The 15,276-nt window shown below is 64.5% G+C and carries 13 protein-coding genes; 6 read left to right on the forward strand and 7 right to left on the reverse strand.

Going from position 1 to position 15,276, the window contains the following annotated elements; all coding sequences use genetic code 11:
- Positions 1-33 precede the first annotated feature (33 nt).
- The 4 genes from CVM52_RS07085 to CVM52_RS28085 all read left to right on the forward strand — a co-directional run bounded on the left by CVM52_RS07085 (position 34) and on the right by CVM52_RS28085 (position 4,880).
- Complete coding sequence (locus CVM52_RS07085; RefSeq protein WP_100161810.1) at positions 34-1,620, forward strand: hypothetical protein; 1,587 nt, start codon at positions 34-36, stop codon at positions 1,618-1,620.
- A 15-nt stretch (positions 1,621-1,635) separates the two neighbouring features.
- Entirely contained in the window at positions 1,636-2,415 is a 780-nt protein-coding gene (locus CVM52_RS07090; protein ID WP_100161811.1) for a hypothetical protein, read from the forward strand.
- Positions 2,416-2,421: 6 nt separating this feature from the next.
- Entirely contained in the window at positions 2,422-4,017 is a 1,596-nt protein-coding gene (locus CVM52_RS07095) for an FAD-dependent oxidoreductase (RefSeq protein ID WP_100161812.1), read from the forward strand.
- Positions 4,018-4,085: 68 nt separating this feature from the next.
- Positions 4,086-4,880: an acyltransferase gene (locus CVM52_RS28085; RefSeq protein ID WP_100161813.1), complete on the forward strand. Its 795-nt coding sequence runs from the start codon at positions 4,086-4,088 to the stop codon at positions 4,878-4,880.
- 108 nt (positions 4,881-4,988) lie between these two features.
- Here the strand turns inward: CVM52_RS28085 and CVM52_RS26835 are convergent, their stop codons facing one another.
- A complete protein-coding gene (locus CVM52_RS26835) occupies positions 4,989-5,135 on the reverse strand; it encodes a hypothetical protein (RefSeq protein ID WP_172720940.1) in 147 nt (48 codons plus the stop codon).
- Between the two features lie 104 nt (positions 5,136-5,239).
- Between CVM52_RS26835 and CVM52_RS07105 the strand changes: the two genes are divergently transcribed.
- The gene (locus CVM52_RS07105) at positions 5,240-6,172 is read left to right on the forward strand and encodes a hypothetical protein (RefSeq protein WP_100161814.1); all 933 of its coding nucleotides are present in this window, start codon (positions 5,240-5,242) and stop codon (positions 6,170-6,172) included.
- An 89-nt stretch (positions 6,173-6,261) separates the two neighbouring features.
- Positions 6,262-7,278 (forward strand): lysylphosphatidylglycerol synthase transmembrane domain-containing protein, encoded by a 1,017-nt coding sequence (locus CVM52_RS07110; RefSeq protein ID WP_172720941.1) that lies wholly within the window; start codon positions 6,262-6,264, stop codon positions 7,276-7,278.
- Positions 7,279-7,332: 54 nt separating this feature from the next.
- On the opposite strand, the gene CVM52_RS07115 is transcribed toward CVM52_RS07110, so the two are convergent.
- The 6 genes from CVM52_RS07115 to CVM52_RS26840 form a co-directional block, all read right to left on the reverse strand.
- Positions 7,333-8,064: a TylF/MycF/NovP-related O-methyltransferase gene (locus tag CVM52_RS07115; RefSeq protein ID WP_100161816.1), complete on the reverse strand. Its 732-nt coding sequence runs from the start codon at positions 8,062-8,064 to the stop codon at positions 7,333-7,335.
- A gap of 393 nt (positions 8,065-8,457) precedes the next feature.
- Positions 8,458-10,260: an ABC transporter ATP-binding protein gene (locus CVM52_RS07120; RefSeq protein WP_205964905.1), complete on the reverse strand. Its 1,803-nt coding sequence runs from the start codon at positions 10,258-10,260 to the stop codon at positions 8,458-8,460.
- 259 nt (positions 10,261-10,519) lie between these two features.
- Positions 10,520-11,488, reverse strand: a complete 969-nt coding sequence (locus CVM52_RS07125; RefSeq protein WP_172720942.1) for a glycosyltransferase family 8 protein — start codon at positions 11,486-11,488, stop codon at positions 10,520-10,522.
- A gap of 146 nt (positions 11,489-11,634) precedes the next feature.
- Positions 11,635-12,798, reverse strand: a complete 1,164-nt coding sequence (locus tag CVM52_RS07130; protein WP_100161818.1) for a glycosyltransferase family 4 protein — start codon at positions 12,796-12,798, stop codon at positions 11,635-11,637.
- A gap of 37 nt (positions 12,799-12,835) precedes the next feature.
- Positions 12,836-13,819, reverse strand: a complete 984-nt coding sequence (locus CVM52_RS07135; RefSeq protein WP_172720943.1) for a glycosyltransferase family 2 protein — start codon at positions 13,817-13,819, stop codon at positions 12,836-12,838.
- Positions 13,820-13,893: 74 nt separating this feature from the next.
- A partial coding sequence (locus tag CVM52_RS26840; protein ID WP_172720944.1) for a cadherin-like domain-containing protein occupies positions 13,894-15,276 on the reverse strand: 1,383 nt, incomplete at its 5' end.

Here is a 15,276-nt window from a genome sequence, read left to right on the forward strand (position 1 = left end):
GCTATTTGAGTTATAAGTGCCGGGTCTGAGCACATGAGCGAATTGCAGATGCAACAAAGCGCGCGGGCGGTCTCGCATCGGGCGTTGGTGATTTTGACCGGACTGCTGATTGCGCTTGTCGCGCTGCTGTTCCGCACCCAGTCGCTGAACGGGATCGAACGCTTTGACGAGTTCTATCACCTGCTGGCGGCGCAGGGCTGGCTCGACACCGGCGCTCCGACCATCCTCGACGGGCAATATACCCGGACCCAGCTGTTTACCGGCGCGGTGAAAGAACTGTTCCGGCTGACCGGCAGTGAAACGGTTGCCACCGGGCGGATGCTGGCGGTGGCGGCGGGCGCGCTGCTGCCCCCGGTTCTGTTCTTTTGGGTTCGCGCCCGCGCCGGTTGGCTGGCCGGGTTGGTCGTGGCGGCGCTGGCCATCCTGTGGCCGCATGGCATCGAAGAGGCGCAGACGCTGCGGTTTTACACCTGGCATGTGCTGTTCGTCACGGTGGGTGCGCTGGCGATTTTCGAGATGGTCGAAGGGCGCGCGGGCTGGGGCGGCCTGGCGCTGTTGGCCTTCCTCGCGGCGATCTATCTGCAGATCACCTCGGTTATCGCGTTTGCCGGCGTCCTCCTGTGGCTCTGCCTGGCCCATGTCCTGCCGTGGATGTGGCAGCACCGGATGCGCTGGCGGCTGATCGGCGGCACGCTTGTTGCCGCCGCCGCCGCCGGTGCCGCCGCCTGGGCAGCCGGTATTCTTGAGGCCCTGTGGGCGCAGTACCGCTGGGTGCCGGGCTGGGGCGAGTTGAACCAGAACAACGTGACCTTCTACCACAAGCTGCTGCGTGACTATTACCCGATGCTGTGGGGGCTGTTCCCGTTTGCGGCGATCTTCGCCTTCGTGTTCCGGCCGCGGCTGGCCTCGTATGCGGCGGTGCTCTTCATCGTCATCCTGGTCGGCCAGAGTTTTGGCGGCATGAAGGCGGCGCGCTATTTGTCCTATGCGATGCCGTTCTTCTTTATCGTGTGGGCACTGGCGCTGGCCGGGCTGGCCCGGGCCCTGCGCGGGCCGGTTCTGGCCGGGCTGCGGCCGCTGGATCCCACCGGGCACGGCTGGCTCGCCGGGGTGGCGGTGGCGGTGGCGGCGCTGTTCGCGCTGTCGGTCAACCCGTTCTTCGAACGCTCGGTCGATACGCTGCGCGGCAAGCCGTTCCTGTCCTGGCCGGTGATCGACTGGTATCCGCTGCATGATGTGGTCGGCGACTGGGCCGAGGCGCCCTATCGCGTCACCACGCATGAATTGCACACGATCGCGGCGCTGGGCGATTTTGACGCCCTGTTCAGCGCTGGCCGGTTGACCGAATTGCCGCCTTTCACCGAATTTGTCACCGACCCGCGCACCGGGCGGCCGGTCTTTGGCCAGCCCGGCAGCTTTGCCGCCATCCTGCGCTGCCATCCCGAGGGCCTGTTCGTGACCGAAACCCGCGAATGGGACAAAGACCTGAAAACCGCGCTGATGCCGGTCTTCGACGCCTCCGGCCGGCGGATCGCGATCCGCGACAAGGACGGGCTGCTGGCACTGCACTGGAGCGGCGCAGGTGTTTCCGAAGCCGCTTGCGCCGCCCTGCCGGGTTGAGGACAACAAGACCGAATGACAAACGAAACGACACATAAGCTGGTGGTGGACGGCCATGTCCACCTTTACCCCTGTTTCGACACCGCGCGGTTCCTGACCGCGGCCCAGACAAACCTGGCCGTTGCGGCGCACCGCTATGGCGCCGGCGCCGGCGCGCTGCTGTTCACCGAAACCGCCCGCGACAACGCCTTCGACGCGTTGAAAGAGGGCTCATTGCTGCCCCCCGGCTGGCAGGCAGACGGCGCTGCGGACGATCCGGCGCTCTTGCTGCGCTCGGAGCAGGGCGGCCTGCCGCTGATCATCGTGGCGGGACGGCAAATTCAGACCCGCGAACGGATCGAAGTGCTGGCCTTGGCCAGCGATGCGCCGGTCCCGGCCGATGGCACTGCACTGGCCGAGGTGCTGGCCGCGCTGGCCGCCGATGGCGTGCCCGCGGTCCTGCCCTGGGGTGTTGGAAAATGGATGGGGGACCGCGGCCGCGTCGTCACCCAGACCTTCGCGCAGACCCCCGGTCTGCTGGCCGGGGACAATGCCGGGCGCCCGGTGGGTTGGCCCGCGCCGGCGCTGTTTGCGGGTCACCCGGTTATCCCCGGCACCGATCCGCTGCCCTATTCCGGGGCCGAAACCAATGTCGGGCGCTACGGCTTCGTTCTGGAGGCGCCGGTGGCGCTGTCGCGTCCCGGGGCGGCAATCCGGGCCTGGCTGGCCGGCCTCACCGCATCGCCGCCCAGCTTTGGCCGCCGCGCCGGCCCGACCGGCTTTGCCGTCGGACAGGCGCGGATGCGGATGGGCTGAGAACCGATGCAGCGCGCCTCCCTCGATACCCTGACTCAAACCTCCTATGACGTCCTAGTTGTCGGCGGCGGCATTTATGGCGTCATGGCGGCGCGCGAGGCGGCGGGGCGGGGATTGCGGGTCGCGCTGATCGACAAGGGCGATTTCGGATCGGGCATCTCGCATAATTCGATGAAGGTGATGCATGGCGGCATCCGCTATGTGCAGCATCTCGATTTCTCGCGGCTGCGCGATTCCGCGCGCGAGCGCAGCTTTTGGCACAGCTGCGCGGCAGACCACATCCGGGCGCTGCCCTTCCTGATCCCGATGTTCGGCTATGGCATCCGGGGGCCGCTGGCCTTCGGCGCCGCGGCGCAGCTGTATAACCTGCTGTCGCGTGACCTGCGCCGGTCGGACTACCCGGCCGCCCGCGCCATCGGCCCCGCGGCCGCCCGTGCGCAACTGGGCGATTACGCCCCGCCCGGGCTGACCGGCGGCGGGTTGTGGAGCGATGGGCAGATCCGCGATGCCAACCGCCTGATGCTGGCCTGCCTGGCGGCCGCGGACGCTGGCGGCGCGGATCTTGCCAATTATGTCGAGGCGGTTGCGTTCACCACCGATAACGGGCGCGTCACCGGCGCGCGGGTGAAAGACCATGTCACCGGCGCCGCGGGCGATATCCGCGCCACCGTCACGCTTTCGTGCACCGGGACCGCGGCGGCGCGGCTGGCCCGGCAGGCGGCGCCGCAGATCCCGCAGGACCGGTTCCCGCAATTTGCCCGCGCGATGAATATCGTGGTGCGCCGCGCGCCGCCCAAGATCGGGCTGGGCGTGGTCAGCACCAGCCGCTCGGACGCGGTGGTCGACCGGGGCGGACGGATGTATTTCCTGACCCCCTGGCAGGGCCAGACCATCATCGGCACCTACGAAGCGCCCCATGACGGCAGCGAAAGCTGGAGTCCAACCTCCGAAGACATCGCCGCCTTCGTGGCCGAGATCAATACCGCCTGCCCCAAGATGGCGCTGACCACCGACGAGGTGATCCATTGCTATGGCGGGCTGATCCCGGCCGATGTCGACGATGCCGCCGGGCCGAAACGGCAGACGCGGGGCACGCTGCTGGACCATTCCGCCACCGACGGGCTGGATGGGCTGATCAGTTCGGTCGGGATCAAGTACACCACCGCCCGGCTGATCGCCGCGCGCAGCATCGACTTGGCGCTGGCGCAGCTGCCGGGCCGGGTGCCACGCCCGTTCGACAGCCTGCAGACCGCGCTGCCCGTTGTCGGCGACCCCAGCTTTGACCCTGATGATTCGGCGGCGCTGCAGGCTCGGGTCCACGCGGCGGTGACCCACGAATTTGCCGTGACGCTTGAGGATGTGGTGCTGCGCCGCAGCCGCCTGGCCGAAACCGGCGGGTTGGCGGGCGGCAAGGGGCTTGCCCGGCTGCAAGCGATTGCAACCGTGATGGCGGGCGAATTGGGCTGGAACGCCGAGCGCCAGGCGGACGAGGTCGCCCGGACGGCGCGAAGGTGCGGCATGGAGTCCGCAGCCACCGGGCCGGAATGCCGGGGTGACACCGCAAAAAGCTTGCCAGAACAAGCCGGGTCATGTTCCGATTAAGGTTAGCGTTCTGTGGGTTAGGCGAACGCGGTGTGTAAGTGACGATTGTTCAGGAGTAACGATATACCATGGCTGATATCCAGTATAATGCGCTTGCCGAGTCGCCTGACGCAGATGGGGAGAGCGCATCGCCCAACAAGGATCACGTGATCAAGGCGCTGTCCGAACCCGGTTCGGCGCTGGAGAAATACAGCACCTTCTTTGTCGGCCGACCCGGCTGGAGGCCCTTCCTGCGCTATGAGCTCGCCATGTTGCTGGCACAGAACACTGCCGGCGCGCTGGGCTTTCAACTGCGCAAGATGCTGTTCCCCGGGTTGTTCGGCGGGGTTGGCGGCGGGGTGAATTTCGGGCGCAACATCTCGCTGCGCTGTCCCAGCCGGATGACGCTGGGCGATCATGTCACCATCGACGACAACTGCGGCCTGGACGCGCGCGGCGGCAAATCGGCCGCTGATTTCACCATCGGCGACCGCACGCTGATCGCGCGCGACACGGTATTGGCGGTCAAACAGAATTTCCTGCGGATCGGCAAGGATTGCTCGATCGGCAGCCAGTGTTTCCTTGGCGCGGTATCGGGCATTGAGATCGGCGATCATGCGATCATTGCGGGCCAATGTTATATTGGCGGCGGACGCTACAAAACCAAGCTGGGCGCCGGGCCGATGGTCGAGCAGGGGCTTGAATCCAAGGGCCCCATCCTCATCGGCTCGGATGTCTGGATCGGTGCCGGGGTGCAGGTGCTGGATGGTGTCCGCATCGGCAATGGCGCCATCGTCGGCGCCGGTGCGGTGGTCACCAAGGACGTGCCGGACAATGCCATCGTCGGCGGTACACCGGCCAAGGTCATCGCGATGCGCAGCTAGGGCAGCCGCCGCCAGTGTCTGCGCCGTCGCGTGAAACTGGCCGCGTATCCTGATCGGCAGCCGGTCCGGGGTGACCGGTTTCAACAGCGCAGCACCCGACCCGCCGATTCAGGTCTGCACCATTTCGATCAAATTGCCGTTCACGACATTGATGTCGGAATTTTCAACACCAACGCCGTTGTTTTTCAGGCGGCGCTGCAAGGAACCAAAGCGATGCAAGGCGCAATGCCGAGGCGAGTAGAAAACGTGGGCCATGCGTGTCAGGCCCTGACGCGCGGACTGGCCCCAATGCGCCTGGCCCTTGCCGATAGGATCGGCACATCGCGGTGGTACCCTGTTGCGGGGAGGGAGGCCGGATCATGCCCGCAACCTTAGGCCATATCGCGCTCCAGGTGCCGCTGGGCCGGGTCTTGCGGCAGGATATCGACACCAAATGGCTACTGGCCGGATGTATCATTCCCGACCTGCCCTGGATCCTACAGCGGCTTGCCGGTGCAACCGGGCTGGTCGCGGCACTGGACCTGCGGGCCTATGCCATCGCGCAAAGCGCGCTGGCGGTCAGCCTGCTGTTCTGCGCGCTGCTTGCCGCCTTTGCCCTGCGGCCGATGCTGATCTTTGCCGTGCTGTCGCTCGGCTGCCTGGTGCACCTGCTGCTCGACGCGTTCCAGACCAAATGGGCCAATGGCGTGGCGCTGGCCGCGCCGGTCAGTTGGGAGCTGACCAGCTTTGGTTTTTTCTGGCCCGAGGACTTCACCAGCCTGTTCCTCCTGGCGCTGGGCACCTTCGTGGCCATCCGGCTGTGCTGGATCGCGCCGCCGTCGGGCGCCGACCTGGTCCGCCCGGGGGCTGGCCGCCTGACACTGGCCGGGATCTGCCTTGCCGCCTATCTGGTGCTGCCGGTGCCGATGATGCCCGCGGTCGAGGCGGCAAATCTGCACGGCGTGGCAACCCTGCGCCAGGTCGCCGACCGGCCCGGCCGTGCCATCGCCTTTGACCGCAACCAGGTCACCGTGGGGCCCCAGGACACGACCCTTGCCGCCTGGACCGGTGAACAGTTCCGCCTGACCGGCGCCGTACCCGCCCAGGACGGGCTCTATTCGCTCAGCGGCCGGTTCATCAGCGCGACCGAAGTCGAGGTGCTGGCCAGCCATCGGCATGCCGGGCCGCTGCGCGACATCGCCTCGTATCTGGGACTGCTATTTGTGTTGCTTTGGTGGGCAGCCAGCCTGTGGGACAGGATCAAACAACCAGAACGTGCAGGTCGACTTGCGACCAACGATGGTAGAAAATGACCACAGATAGTAATGACACCCGAAGATTCGCCGACAGATCGCGGCAGCAAACCCCGGCTTACGCCGGCAGAGAGGGCGAGCAGAGCGCAATGGACAAACCCGATATCGCCGCCGCCCGGCAGCGCCGAAGCAACCTTCGCACAACTCTGACCTGGCTGCTGCGCGCCGCGATATCCTTCGGCCTGATCTTCTATATCCTCTGGGGAACCGAGGTGGGCGAGGTTCTGGCCGCCATCCGGGTGGCCGACCTTCGCCTGATCCTGCTCGCGCTTGGGTTGCAAATTCTTGGGGCGCTGATCATGGCGATGCGCTTTGGCATATTGCTGGCGGTCCGCGACACCCGGCCGGGCCTGGCCTATCTGTTCGTGTCGACGATGAGCGCCGCGTTTTTCCGTCAGTTCCTGCCGTCGACCCTGGGTGGCGATGCGCTGCGGGGGTATGACGCCTGGCGTGCCGGGGCATCGAAGGGCTTTGCCGTGCTGGCACTGTTTGTCGACCGTCTGCTGGGCCTGGCGGTGATGACCGCCTTTGCGGTTCTGGCCATTGCGTTGTTTGGCAGCGACCGCGGCGACATGTCCGGCGCCTATCGCTGGGCGATTGCCGGGCTGATCCTGGTGATGATCGCCCTCGGCCTGCTGTTCTATCTGCCGGCGCGGCAGAAAGGGCAGCTGTCCGCGCTGGCCAGCCGCCTGCCCGCCCGCTTGTCGGCCCTTGCCGAAAAGCTGGGGCAAATCGCGACCACATTTCACGGCAAGGGCGGCGTATTGGCCAAATCAGCGGCGCTGACCCTGGTACTGCAGGTCAATGTGGTGCTGTTTTATTGGGTCGTCGCGCAGAGCCTTGGGCTGGAGGTCCAGTTCTGGGCCTTTTTTGTCATCGTCCCGGTGACCGTGCTGGTGATGATGGCGCCGATCACCATCAACGGCATTGGATTGCGCGAGGCGATCCTGGTCTATCTTTTGGGAATATGGGGGGTCAGCAGCGAACTGGCCCTGGCGCTGGCCTGGCTGGAATTCGGCATCACCCTGACCTTGGGTTTGATTGGCGGCGTCATCTTTGCGCTGCGCCCGTCACGGTCAGAAATCCTGTCCAGCACCCAGAGCTAGCAACGGCCAAGGCGTGTTGGCCACCGGGCCGGGAAAGGCCCGGTGGCAGATCGATCAGGCGGCGCGCAGGATGAATCCGCGCCCGTTGGCCTGGAAATCGTCCAGCTGTTCAACCCGGTATTGCGGGCGTTTTTCCAGCCAGTCGGCCAGCGCCTTCTGCTGGCCCAGGCTGCCATCGTCACCATAGCTGAACCAATCGTCGAACAGCAGCACGGTGCCGACATCGACATAGCGGTCCAGCCAGTCCATCGCGATGATGGTCGAGGAATAGTAATCGCAATCCAGCAGCACCACCGCTGCCTTCTTGAACGGGTGCGCCTGGTGCAGCTGGTCGGTCAGGCTGTCTTCGTAATAGCCCTCGATCAGCGTGGCGCGGTCCAGCTTCATGCCGTTTTTCAGCAGGTTGCTTTCCACCTCCTCGCGCGAACAGGCATATTGCCCTTCGAAGAACCGGGTATCGCCGGCGTCGATCCCGGTGGCTTCGGGCAAACCTTCGAACGAGTCAAAGCCGTACATGCGCACGTTGTCCAGGCCCAGCTGGTCGAGGATCTGGCTGGTGGCCAGGAAGGTGCCACCGCGGAACAGCCCGAATTCATAGTAATCGCCAACCGGCGCATCGGGCGCCTTTTCCTTCAGCACCAGTTCAAAAGCCGAACGGATCGCGCCGGGGGCACCGGGGCTGAGCGTCCGGAATTCCGGGTTCATCTTGTGATACACGCGCGATCCGAGCCGATAGAGCGGCGGGATGCCGCGCAGCGTGGATTCAATGACCGATTTCAGTCTCAAATTCAGTTACCTCTCAAACTCGGTTGAAATTCCATACCATGGTTGCTGCGGTATCCGCGCCGCTTTGGCGCGCGCGCCGCATGTTGTGTGTTCCCGTTGTCAGCATGGCGTCAGGCCTCCATCGGCGGAAACCCCGTTGCCCCATCCCCGGCTCCCGAACTCATCACGCTGAGCTTCGGACAGTGACTTTCGCGTCCGGGACAATTGTCCAAAGAACCCCAACGGGGTCAAAGAAAAGCGTGTAACGCGCCGGTGAAGTTTCGACGTGGTGCCGCCCAAATCGACAAATCGCGCAGCGGCATGGGGCCGTGCCCCCCCGATGCGCGGGCTTGCTGATATGATCTGACGCATGCGCATTGTTCTGGGTTGAAGCAATCCTCTCTCTGACGCCCCCTAGGCCGGCTTGGCCATGCTGCGGAACACCGTGTTCTTCTCGACCAGTTCATCATAACGGCCGCTGGCACTGACCCGGCCATTTTCCAGCAGGAAGATGGTGTCGCATTGCTGCACCGTGGTCAGGCGGTGGGCGATCATGATGATGGTCTTGGCATGGCCCAGGTTCGAAACCGCATCCATCACCGCCCGTTCGGTGATATTGTCCAGCGCGCTGGTCGCCTCGTCCAGGATCAGGATATCCGGGTCGTGATACAGCGCGCGGGCGATGCCGATGCGCTGACGCTGACCGCCCGACAGGCGGACACCACGCTCGCCGACCCAGGTGCTGTACCCGTCGGGCAGCTCGGACATCACGAAGTCATGCAGCGAAGCGATCTTCGCCGCGCGTTCCACCTTGGCCTGGTCACGCTTGGCCTCGGGCACGCCAAACGCGATATTGGCCGCCACCGTGTCATCGGTCAGGAAGATCTGCTGCGGGACATAGCCAACATTGTCCTGCCAGGCGCGGATGTTCTCGGCGGTGATCGCAACGCCGTCGGCGGTCATCTGGCCGCTGTCCGGGCGCAGCAGGCCCAGCATCACATCCACCGTGGTGGTCTTGCCGGCGCCGGTGCCGCCGACGATGCCCACCGTGGTATTGGCGGTTATGGTCATGTTCATGCCGTCGATCGCCGCCCGTTCCATATTGGGATAGGCGTATTTGACATCGTCCAGCACCAGCTTGTCCGTCAGCTTGAGCGGGACGCGCCCGCCCTCTTCCGGCAGATCGCTGCCGGTCCTGCCCAGCAGGTGCAGGTCGCGATGGATGACATCCAGCACCGCCCGGCCCACGCGCATCGCGCTGAGCGAATGGTAGACCAGTTGCACCGCCGGCAGCATCCGCAGCCCGGCAACGGCAAACAGGCCCAGGACGGGGATGATTTCCGAGATATTGCCATTGTTGGCGATCAGCAGCGCCAGCACCAGGATGACCATGCCGCCGAACAGCAGCGCTTCCAGCAGATAGCGCGGCATCTCGACAGCCAGCTGTTCGATCATCAGCGTCTTGGCATGGGTCAGGGTCGGCTTGCGGAACCGTTTCATATAGTCGCGCTCGATCCCGGCCAGCTTGACCTCTTTCACTCCGCCGATCACCTCGCTGATGACACGGAAGCGCTGTGAATTGACCTCCACCAGGGTTTCGCCGACGCGGCTGAGGGTTTTGCGCACGGTGCCGAAAATCACCATATACAGCCCGGCCAGAACCAGGCCGACCGAAATCGCCACCTTGGGTTCGATCAGCAGCAACAGCAGCAACATAAACGACACGGTGGTCATTTGCGCGATGATCCGCATTGCCGGAACCATTGCCGAGCCGACCACGCGGTCGACCTCTTGCATCACCGTCTTGGTCAATTGCGAGCTGTGGCGTTCAAGAAACCAGACATAGGGCTGACGCAGATACCCTTCCAGCAGCCGCGAACTCAGGTGGTACTTGCGCATCTGGCTGAACCGGGCCACCGCATACATGGTGGCCACCTTGACCAGCAGGCTGATCAGCAGCACGCCCAACACGATGGCCCCAAGAAAGATCAGGAAATTCTGCATGCTGGAGGGCGCCAGCCAGTCATAGATGCCGGACAGGCGGGTGCTGCTTTCGATGATCGACGGGTCGGTGACCACGCGCAGGAAGGGCAGGATCACGGCAACGCCGGCCATGTCGAACAGGCCCATCACCAGGATCATGGCGCAGACGATGTAAAACTGTTTCCGCTCGCGCCGATCCAGCAAACTGAACAGTTTGCGATACATCTCGATCATGCAGTGTCTCCTGCCTCGGTGCCGCCCGCGCGATCTTGCCGCTCGAACCCTGTCATTTTTGAGGAAGCAACGCAAATTCGCGCGCTTTTTGATAGCTGTCGTTGCAACAATCCCGCGCCCAGGCCGAAATTTGCCCGATCCTGTGCAAGGACCCCGTGCATCGCCGGACCACGCCGCGAATACCGGCCTGCCCCGACCGTTTCGGTCGATGGCGGATCATCCTGCAATCGCCTCACTGGCGGGGATAGCTGGTTCCGCATCACAGCGCCTGTTTCGCATCCAGGATCGCCTGCAGGCGGGTTTCGTTGATTTCAAACTGTTCGAACCCGGTTTCGTCCTGCCATTGCTTCTTCGCCCGCAAGGCCTTGGCCGGGTTGGTCAAATAGCGCCAGATCTTGCCCGGAATCCGGGCCAGGCGGGCCGATTTGCTGGATTTCGAGATCCGCGCCGGCGGCGCCGGCAGGCTGACCCCGTGATCGATGAAAAACGTGTCATAGCCGCGGCGATAGACATGGCGGATCGATCCTTCGGGCGCGCGCCAGGGTTTCTGCCGGCCGACAAAATGCAGCAACACCGGGTCGATCCGGTCGACCCATTCCATCAGTGGCTCGATCACCTGGAAATTCCAGCGCAGCGACAGCAGCCCCAGGTCATCCTTCAAAGCGCCGTTCAGCGCCGACTGGTCATGATGCACCAGCTTTTCATGATTGGCCTGCGCGTAATCCAGCACCCGCTGCATCACCTTGGTCTCGGCCGCCGCCTTGGAATCGACCAGCAGAACGCCCGAGTTGCGATAGAAGAACTCGGGCTTCAGACCCAGCGGCCCGGTGTAGTGCTCATAGGTCTTGTCGGCGCGGAAATCCGCGGCGTCGGGCGCGGCATAGACCGCGTGCTCCATCGGCGCCGCCAGCAGCTCGCCCAGTCCGGGACGGCGCAGGACGATGTCGCCATCGACATATAGCAGGCGGTGATAATCGTCTTTCAGCAGGTCGATCACCACCAGGCGCAGATAGGCGGCCGGGGTGATCAGTTCGGAGTTGGGCAGATCCTCGAACACCATGCCCGGCTCTACTTCCAGATAGCGGATACCGATATCCAGAAGCGGCTCGGGGATGATGGATCGGTCGGTCACGCACAGGATCACGTCAAAGTCGCGCTCGCGCTCCATCGCCAGGATCTGATGACCCAGATAGCAGGAAGGCAGCAGCATCCCTGCGTCGCAGGACATGAAAACCGCCTTGTCAAACTCGGGCGGCGTAGACGACCAGGTAATGCGATGAGCCATTGATATTACAACAAGATCTGAAACGAAGCGGAATTGCGAAACCTCTTATACCCGGTTCTTGGGCTTTTCCATGGCGCGAACAAGACCGGTCACGAAACGTTCCCCCGCGACAACACAACGTCCTTGATCCGGGCCTCCAGCTTGCCTGCCATGCGGTCACTGTCATATTCCAGCGCCCGCGCCCGCGCCGCCTGCCCCATGCGCCGGCGCAGTGCCTCGTCATGGGCAAACTTCAGCATCAGCTTGGCCTGCGCCGCGACATCGTCGGCTTCGATCAGGAACCCGTTTTCGCCATCGGTGACCTGATCGGGGATGCCGCCCTGCCGCGTGGCGATCAGCGGCAGACCCACCGCCCCGGCCTCGACCAATGTCACGCCAAAGCCTTCAACCCAGTCCCCCGCGGTGCGCGAATGCTGCAGGAACACATGCGCCCCGGCCAGTTCGGCCGCCACATCCTCGGCCGCCAGCATGCCGGTCAGGCGCACCCGATCCGCCACCGGGCTGCGGGCGATCCGTGCCCGCAGCTCGGGCATCGCCGGGCCATCGCCGACGATCACCAGTTGCGCATCGCGCAACTCGCCGGCGACCCCTTCAAACGCGGCCAGCGTCTGCAACTGCCCCTTTTCGGGCGACACCCGCCCGACGGTGATAAAGACCAGCGGCGCGCCCTCGGCGCGTTCGGGAAAGGGCAGCGAGGACAGCCAGCCGGTCGGCGCGCCGCAGGGAATGATGCTGCTGTGGCCGGTAAAGCCCAGCCCGCGCATCACCTCGATCTGGTGGCTGCCCACCGCGATCACATCGGCAAAGCGCGGCAGGCTATGCGCCAGCGCCTGACGGTAATGGGGCCAACGCAGGTTGGCGCTGACATCGCGGCCATGCACATGGCAGATCACCGGCACATGGTCGCCTGCCGCCTCCTGCACCGCGATGGCGTTCCAGGCGAAATGGCACAGCACCGCGTCCAGATGGGCGCCGTCCAGCACGCCGCGCAGCCGCTCCATCGTGCCCGGCGACGGCAGCGCCCCCTGCCACAGGCCCATCTTGCGCTGAATTCTTCGCCAGGGGCTGACCGCGCCATCACGGCCGAACAGGTGTAATTCATAGCCATTCGGCACCGGCAGATTGCCGACGCTGTGAGTTTCGGCCAGGAAAACCGGCTCGAGATCCCTGAAGGCTGCGGCCTGCCGAAGCGCCCAGACCTCCGAGGGGATCCCGAAATCTGTAAGTACGACCCCCAGTCGCGGCTTTGGCATTGTATTTCCTCTTCACTCCGCGCATTCCGCGCGCAGGTTATTCCGGCAGTCCCCGCCTGCCGCGGAGTTTCTGACCGATCACCGCAAACAGATCCTGGCGGTTGCGCGTATCCGCGCGCAGCCAGGACATCAGCCTGCGCACCTCGCCCTTGCGCAAAACGGTCCAGCCATAGATCCGGTTTTGCCGCCGCAGACGCACGATTCGGTCCTCGAACACTTGCGCCAGGCCGGGCGAAATGTCACCCGCCTGCCGCATCTCGTCGCGCAGCGCCTCGGTCTGGTCGGCGACGCTGTTGTAATTCACCGCCGTCACGCTGCCGGGCGAAAACCGGCCGCTGCGGGCGCCGACGCGGGTGGAAAACAGGTAATGCGCCTCGCGCAGCAGCGCAAAATCCACCCCCTTGCGCAGCACCGAGACATACAGCGCCAGATCCTCGGCATGGCGCACCCCATCCGGATAGCGCCAGACCCTGCGCTGGGCCAGATCGCGCCGGAACACCGGCTTGAGCAGGCCCAGATCCAACCCGCTCTCCGCGTCCGGACGCAGGAAATCCTCGATCACCAGCCGCTGTACCGCCCCGGAACAGGCAGGCTGCGCCTCTTCCACCGCGTTGGCGGCAAGATCGAAAAACACCAGCAGGTCGGCGATCACATCCACGCCTTCGGCCTCGGCGACGCCGATCAGCCGGGCCAGCCGCCCGGGGGCCAAGGCATCATCGGCATCCAGCACCGCAATCCAGTCGCCGGTGGCCGCGGCGATGCCGCGATTGCGGCTGCCGGCCGGGCCCATGTTCTGCGGGTTGGACAACGCCGTGATCTGATCGGGATAGCGCGCCGCGCATTCGGCAATCACCTTGGCGGTGGCGTCGGTCGAACAATCATCGACAATCACCACCTGCAAGCACCCGATGCCGGTTTGCGCCAACGCCGACTCGACCGCCCGTTCAAGATAACGGCCGGCATTATAGGCCGGGATCACCACCGAGACGGCGGGCAGATCCGTCGCATCAGCCGCCGTCACCCCGCCAGCCTCCTCGCCGCGCGGGCCACACTCGCATCTGCCGGTCCGATCTGCATCACCCTGCCGCTCTATCCTCAGACCAGCGGAATGTCACTGATCACGCCAAAGGCCGCATCCGCCAGTTCGACGGCAATGTCGTTATAGGCATCGACATTGTAATGCAGCGCATCGAAATGATCATAACCAATCGGGGACGAGCCGATATAGACGTTGGCATAAGTGTCGGCGATGTCCTGTTGAGCCTGCCGCAACGCCGGGATCGAACTATAGCCGGCGATGTCGTCCAGCTCCTGGATGAAGATCGGCACATCCGCCCCGAATGTGGTCCAGAAATACTGGAACACATTGGTGGTTGCCTGGATCAGGTATGATACCGCCTCGGCCTCGGTCAGGTGCCCGCTGACATCCACCGCATAGGCATCGGTTTCGCCTTGGGCCCAGAAAATGCCGTCCAGATCCTCACCCGCGCCCAGGGCCGCCTGGATTGCACTGACCGAATCCAACAGGCATTGCCCCGGCTGGTTGGTGTCCAGGTTCCACCAGAACAGATCGGCGCGCGCCTCCTGGTTCGACCCGGAGCCGCCGGTGGCGGCCTCGATCGCCGTGGTCATCCCGCCGGTCAGCCCCTCCATATGCGCCTCGAAGGCGATGAAGCCCATCGGGCCCTGGCTGTAATCGCCCGCCTCCCGCGAGAAGTGACGTTCGGCATTGGACTGGCCGGTAAAGGCGAAATAATCGTAATCGGTCAGGTCCAGACCGGTATGAACCGGCGTGCGTTCGCTCAGGCTGATGGTGTCGATGCGGGCCGGTTCGCCGGCATTGACGATGCCTTGCAGCGCAATGGTATCGCCCGCCGTCAGGTCAAGCCCGAACCGGTGCACCTCGCGGGTGATCGACGGTTCGCCGCCGGTGCCGATCCACGACCCCACCACCTCGCCATTGACCAGCACCCGGTATTCTGCCGCGCCGTCATGTTCGTTCAACCAGGCCACGTCCAACCAATAGGTCCCAGAATCGCCGACAAAGGTTCCGGTCGCGGTGGAGGTACCAGCGCCGGTGGCCTTGATGATCGCGCCGCCGGAATACCCAGCCACGGTTTCTACCTGATAGCCGCCGGTCAGATCCAGCGCTTCGGCCTCGGTATCGCCCAGATCGATGATGGCGCCCTGCACACCGACCGTAATCGTCACGGTGGCCGAGTCGAAGCCGCCATTGCCGTCCGACACCTCGTAGGTGAAGCTGTCTTCGCCGACAAAGGCCGCGTTCGGCGTATAGGTGAAAGATCCGTTCGGGTTCCACGCCAGGGTGCCGTTGCTGACACCGGTCAGAATTTGCGACACGTTCAGCGTGTCGCCATTCAGGTCGTCGTCATTGTCCAGCACGCCCGGCGCGTTGATCACCAGCGCGGTGTTGAGATTGGTGACATAGCTGTCATCGCCGGCGGTCGGGTCGATATT

The organism is Pseudooceanicola lipolyticus, assembly GCF_002786325.1.
Classification (GTDB): Bacteria; Pseudomonadota; Alphaproteobacteria; order Rhodobacterales; family Rhodobacteraceae; genus Pseudooceanicola_C; species Pseudooceanicola_C lipolyticus.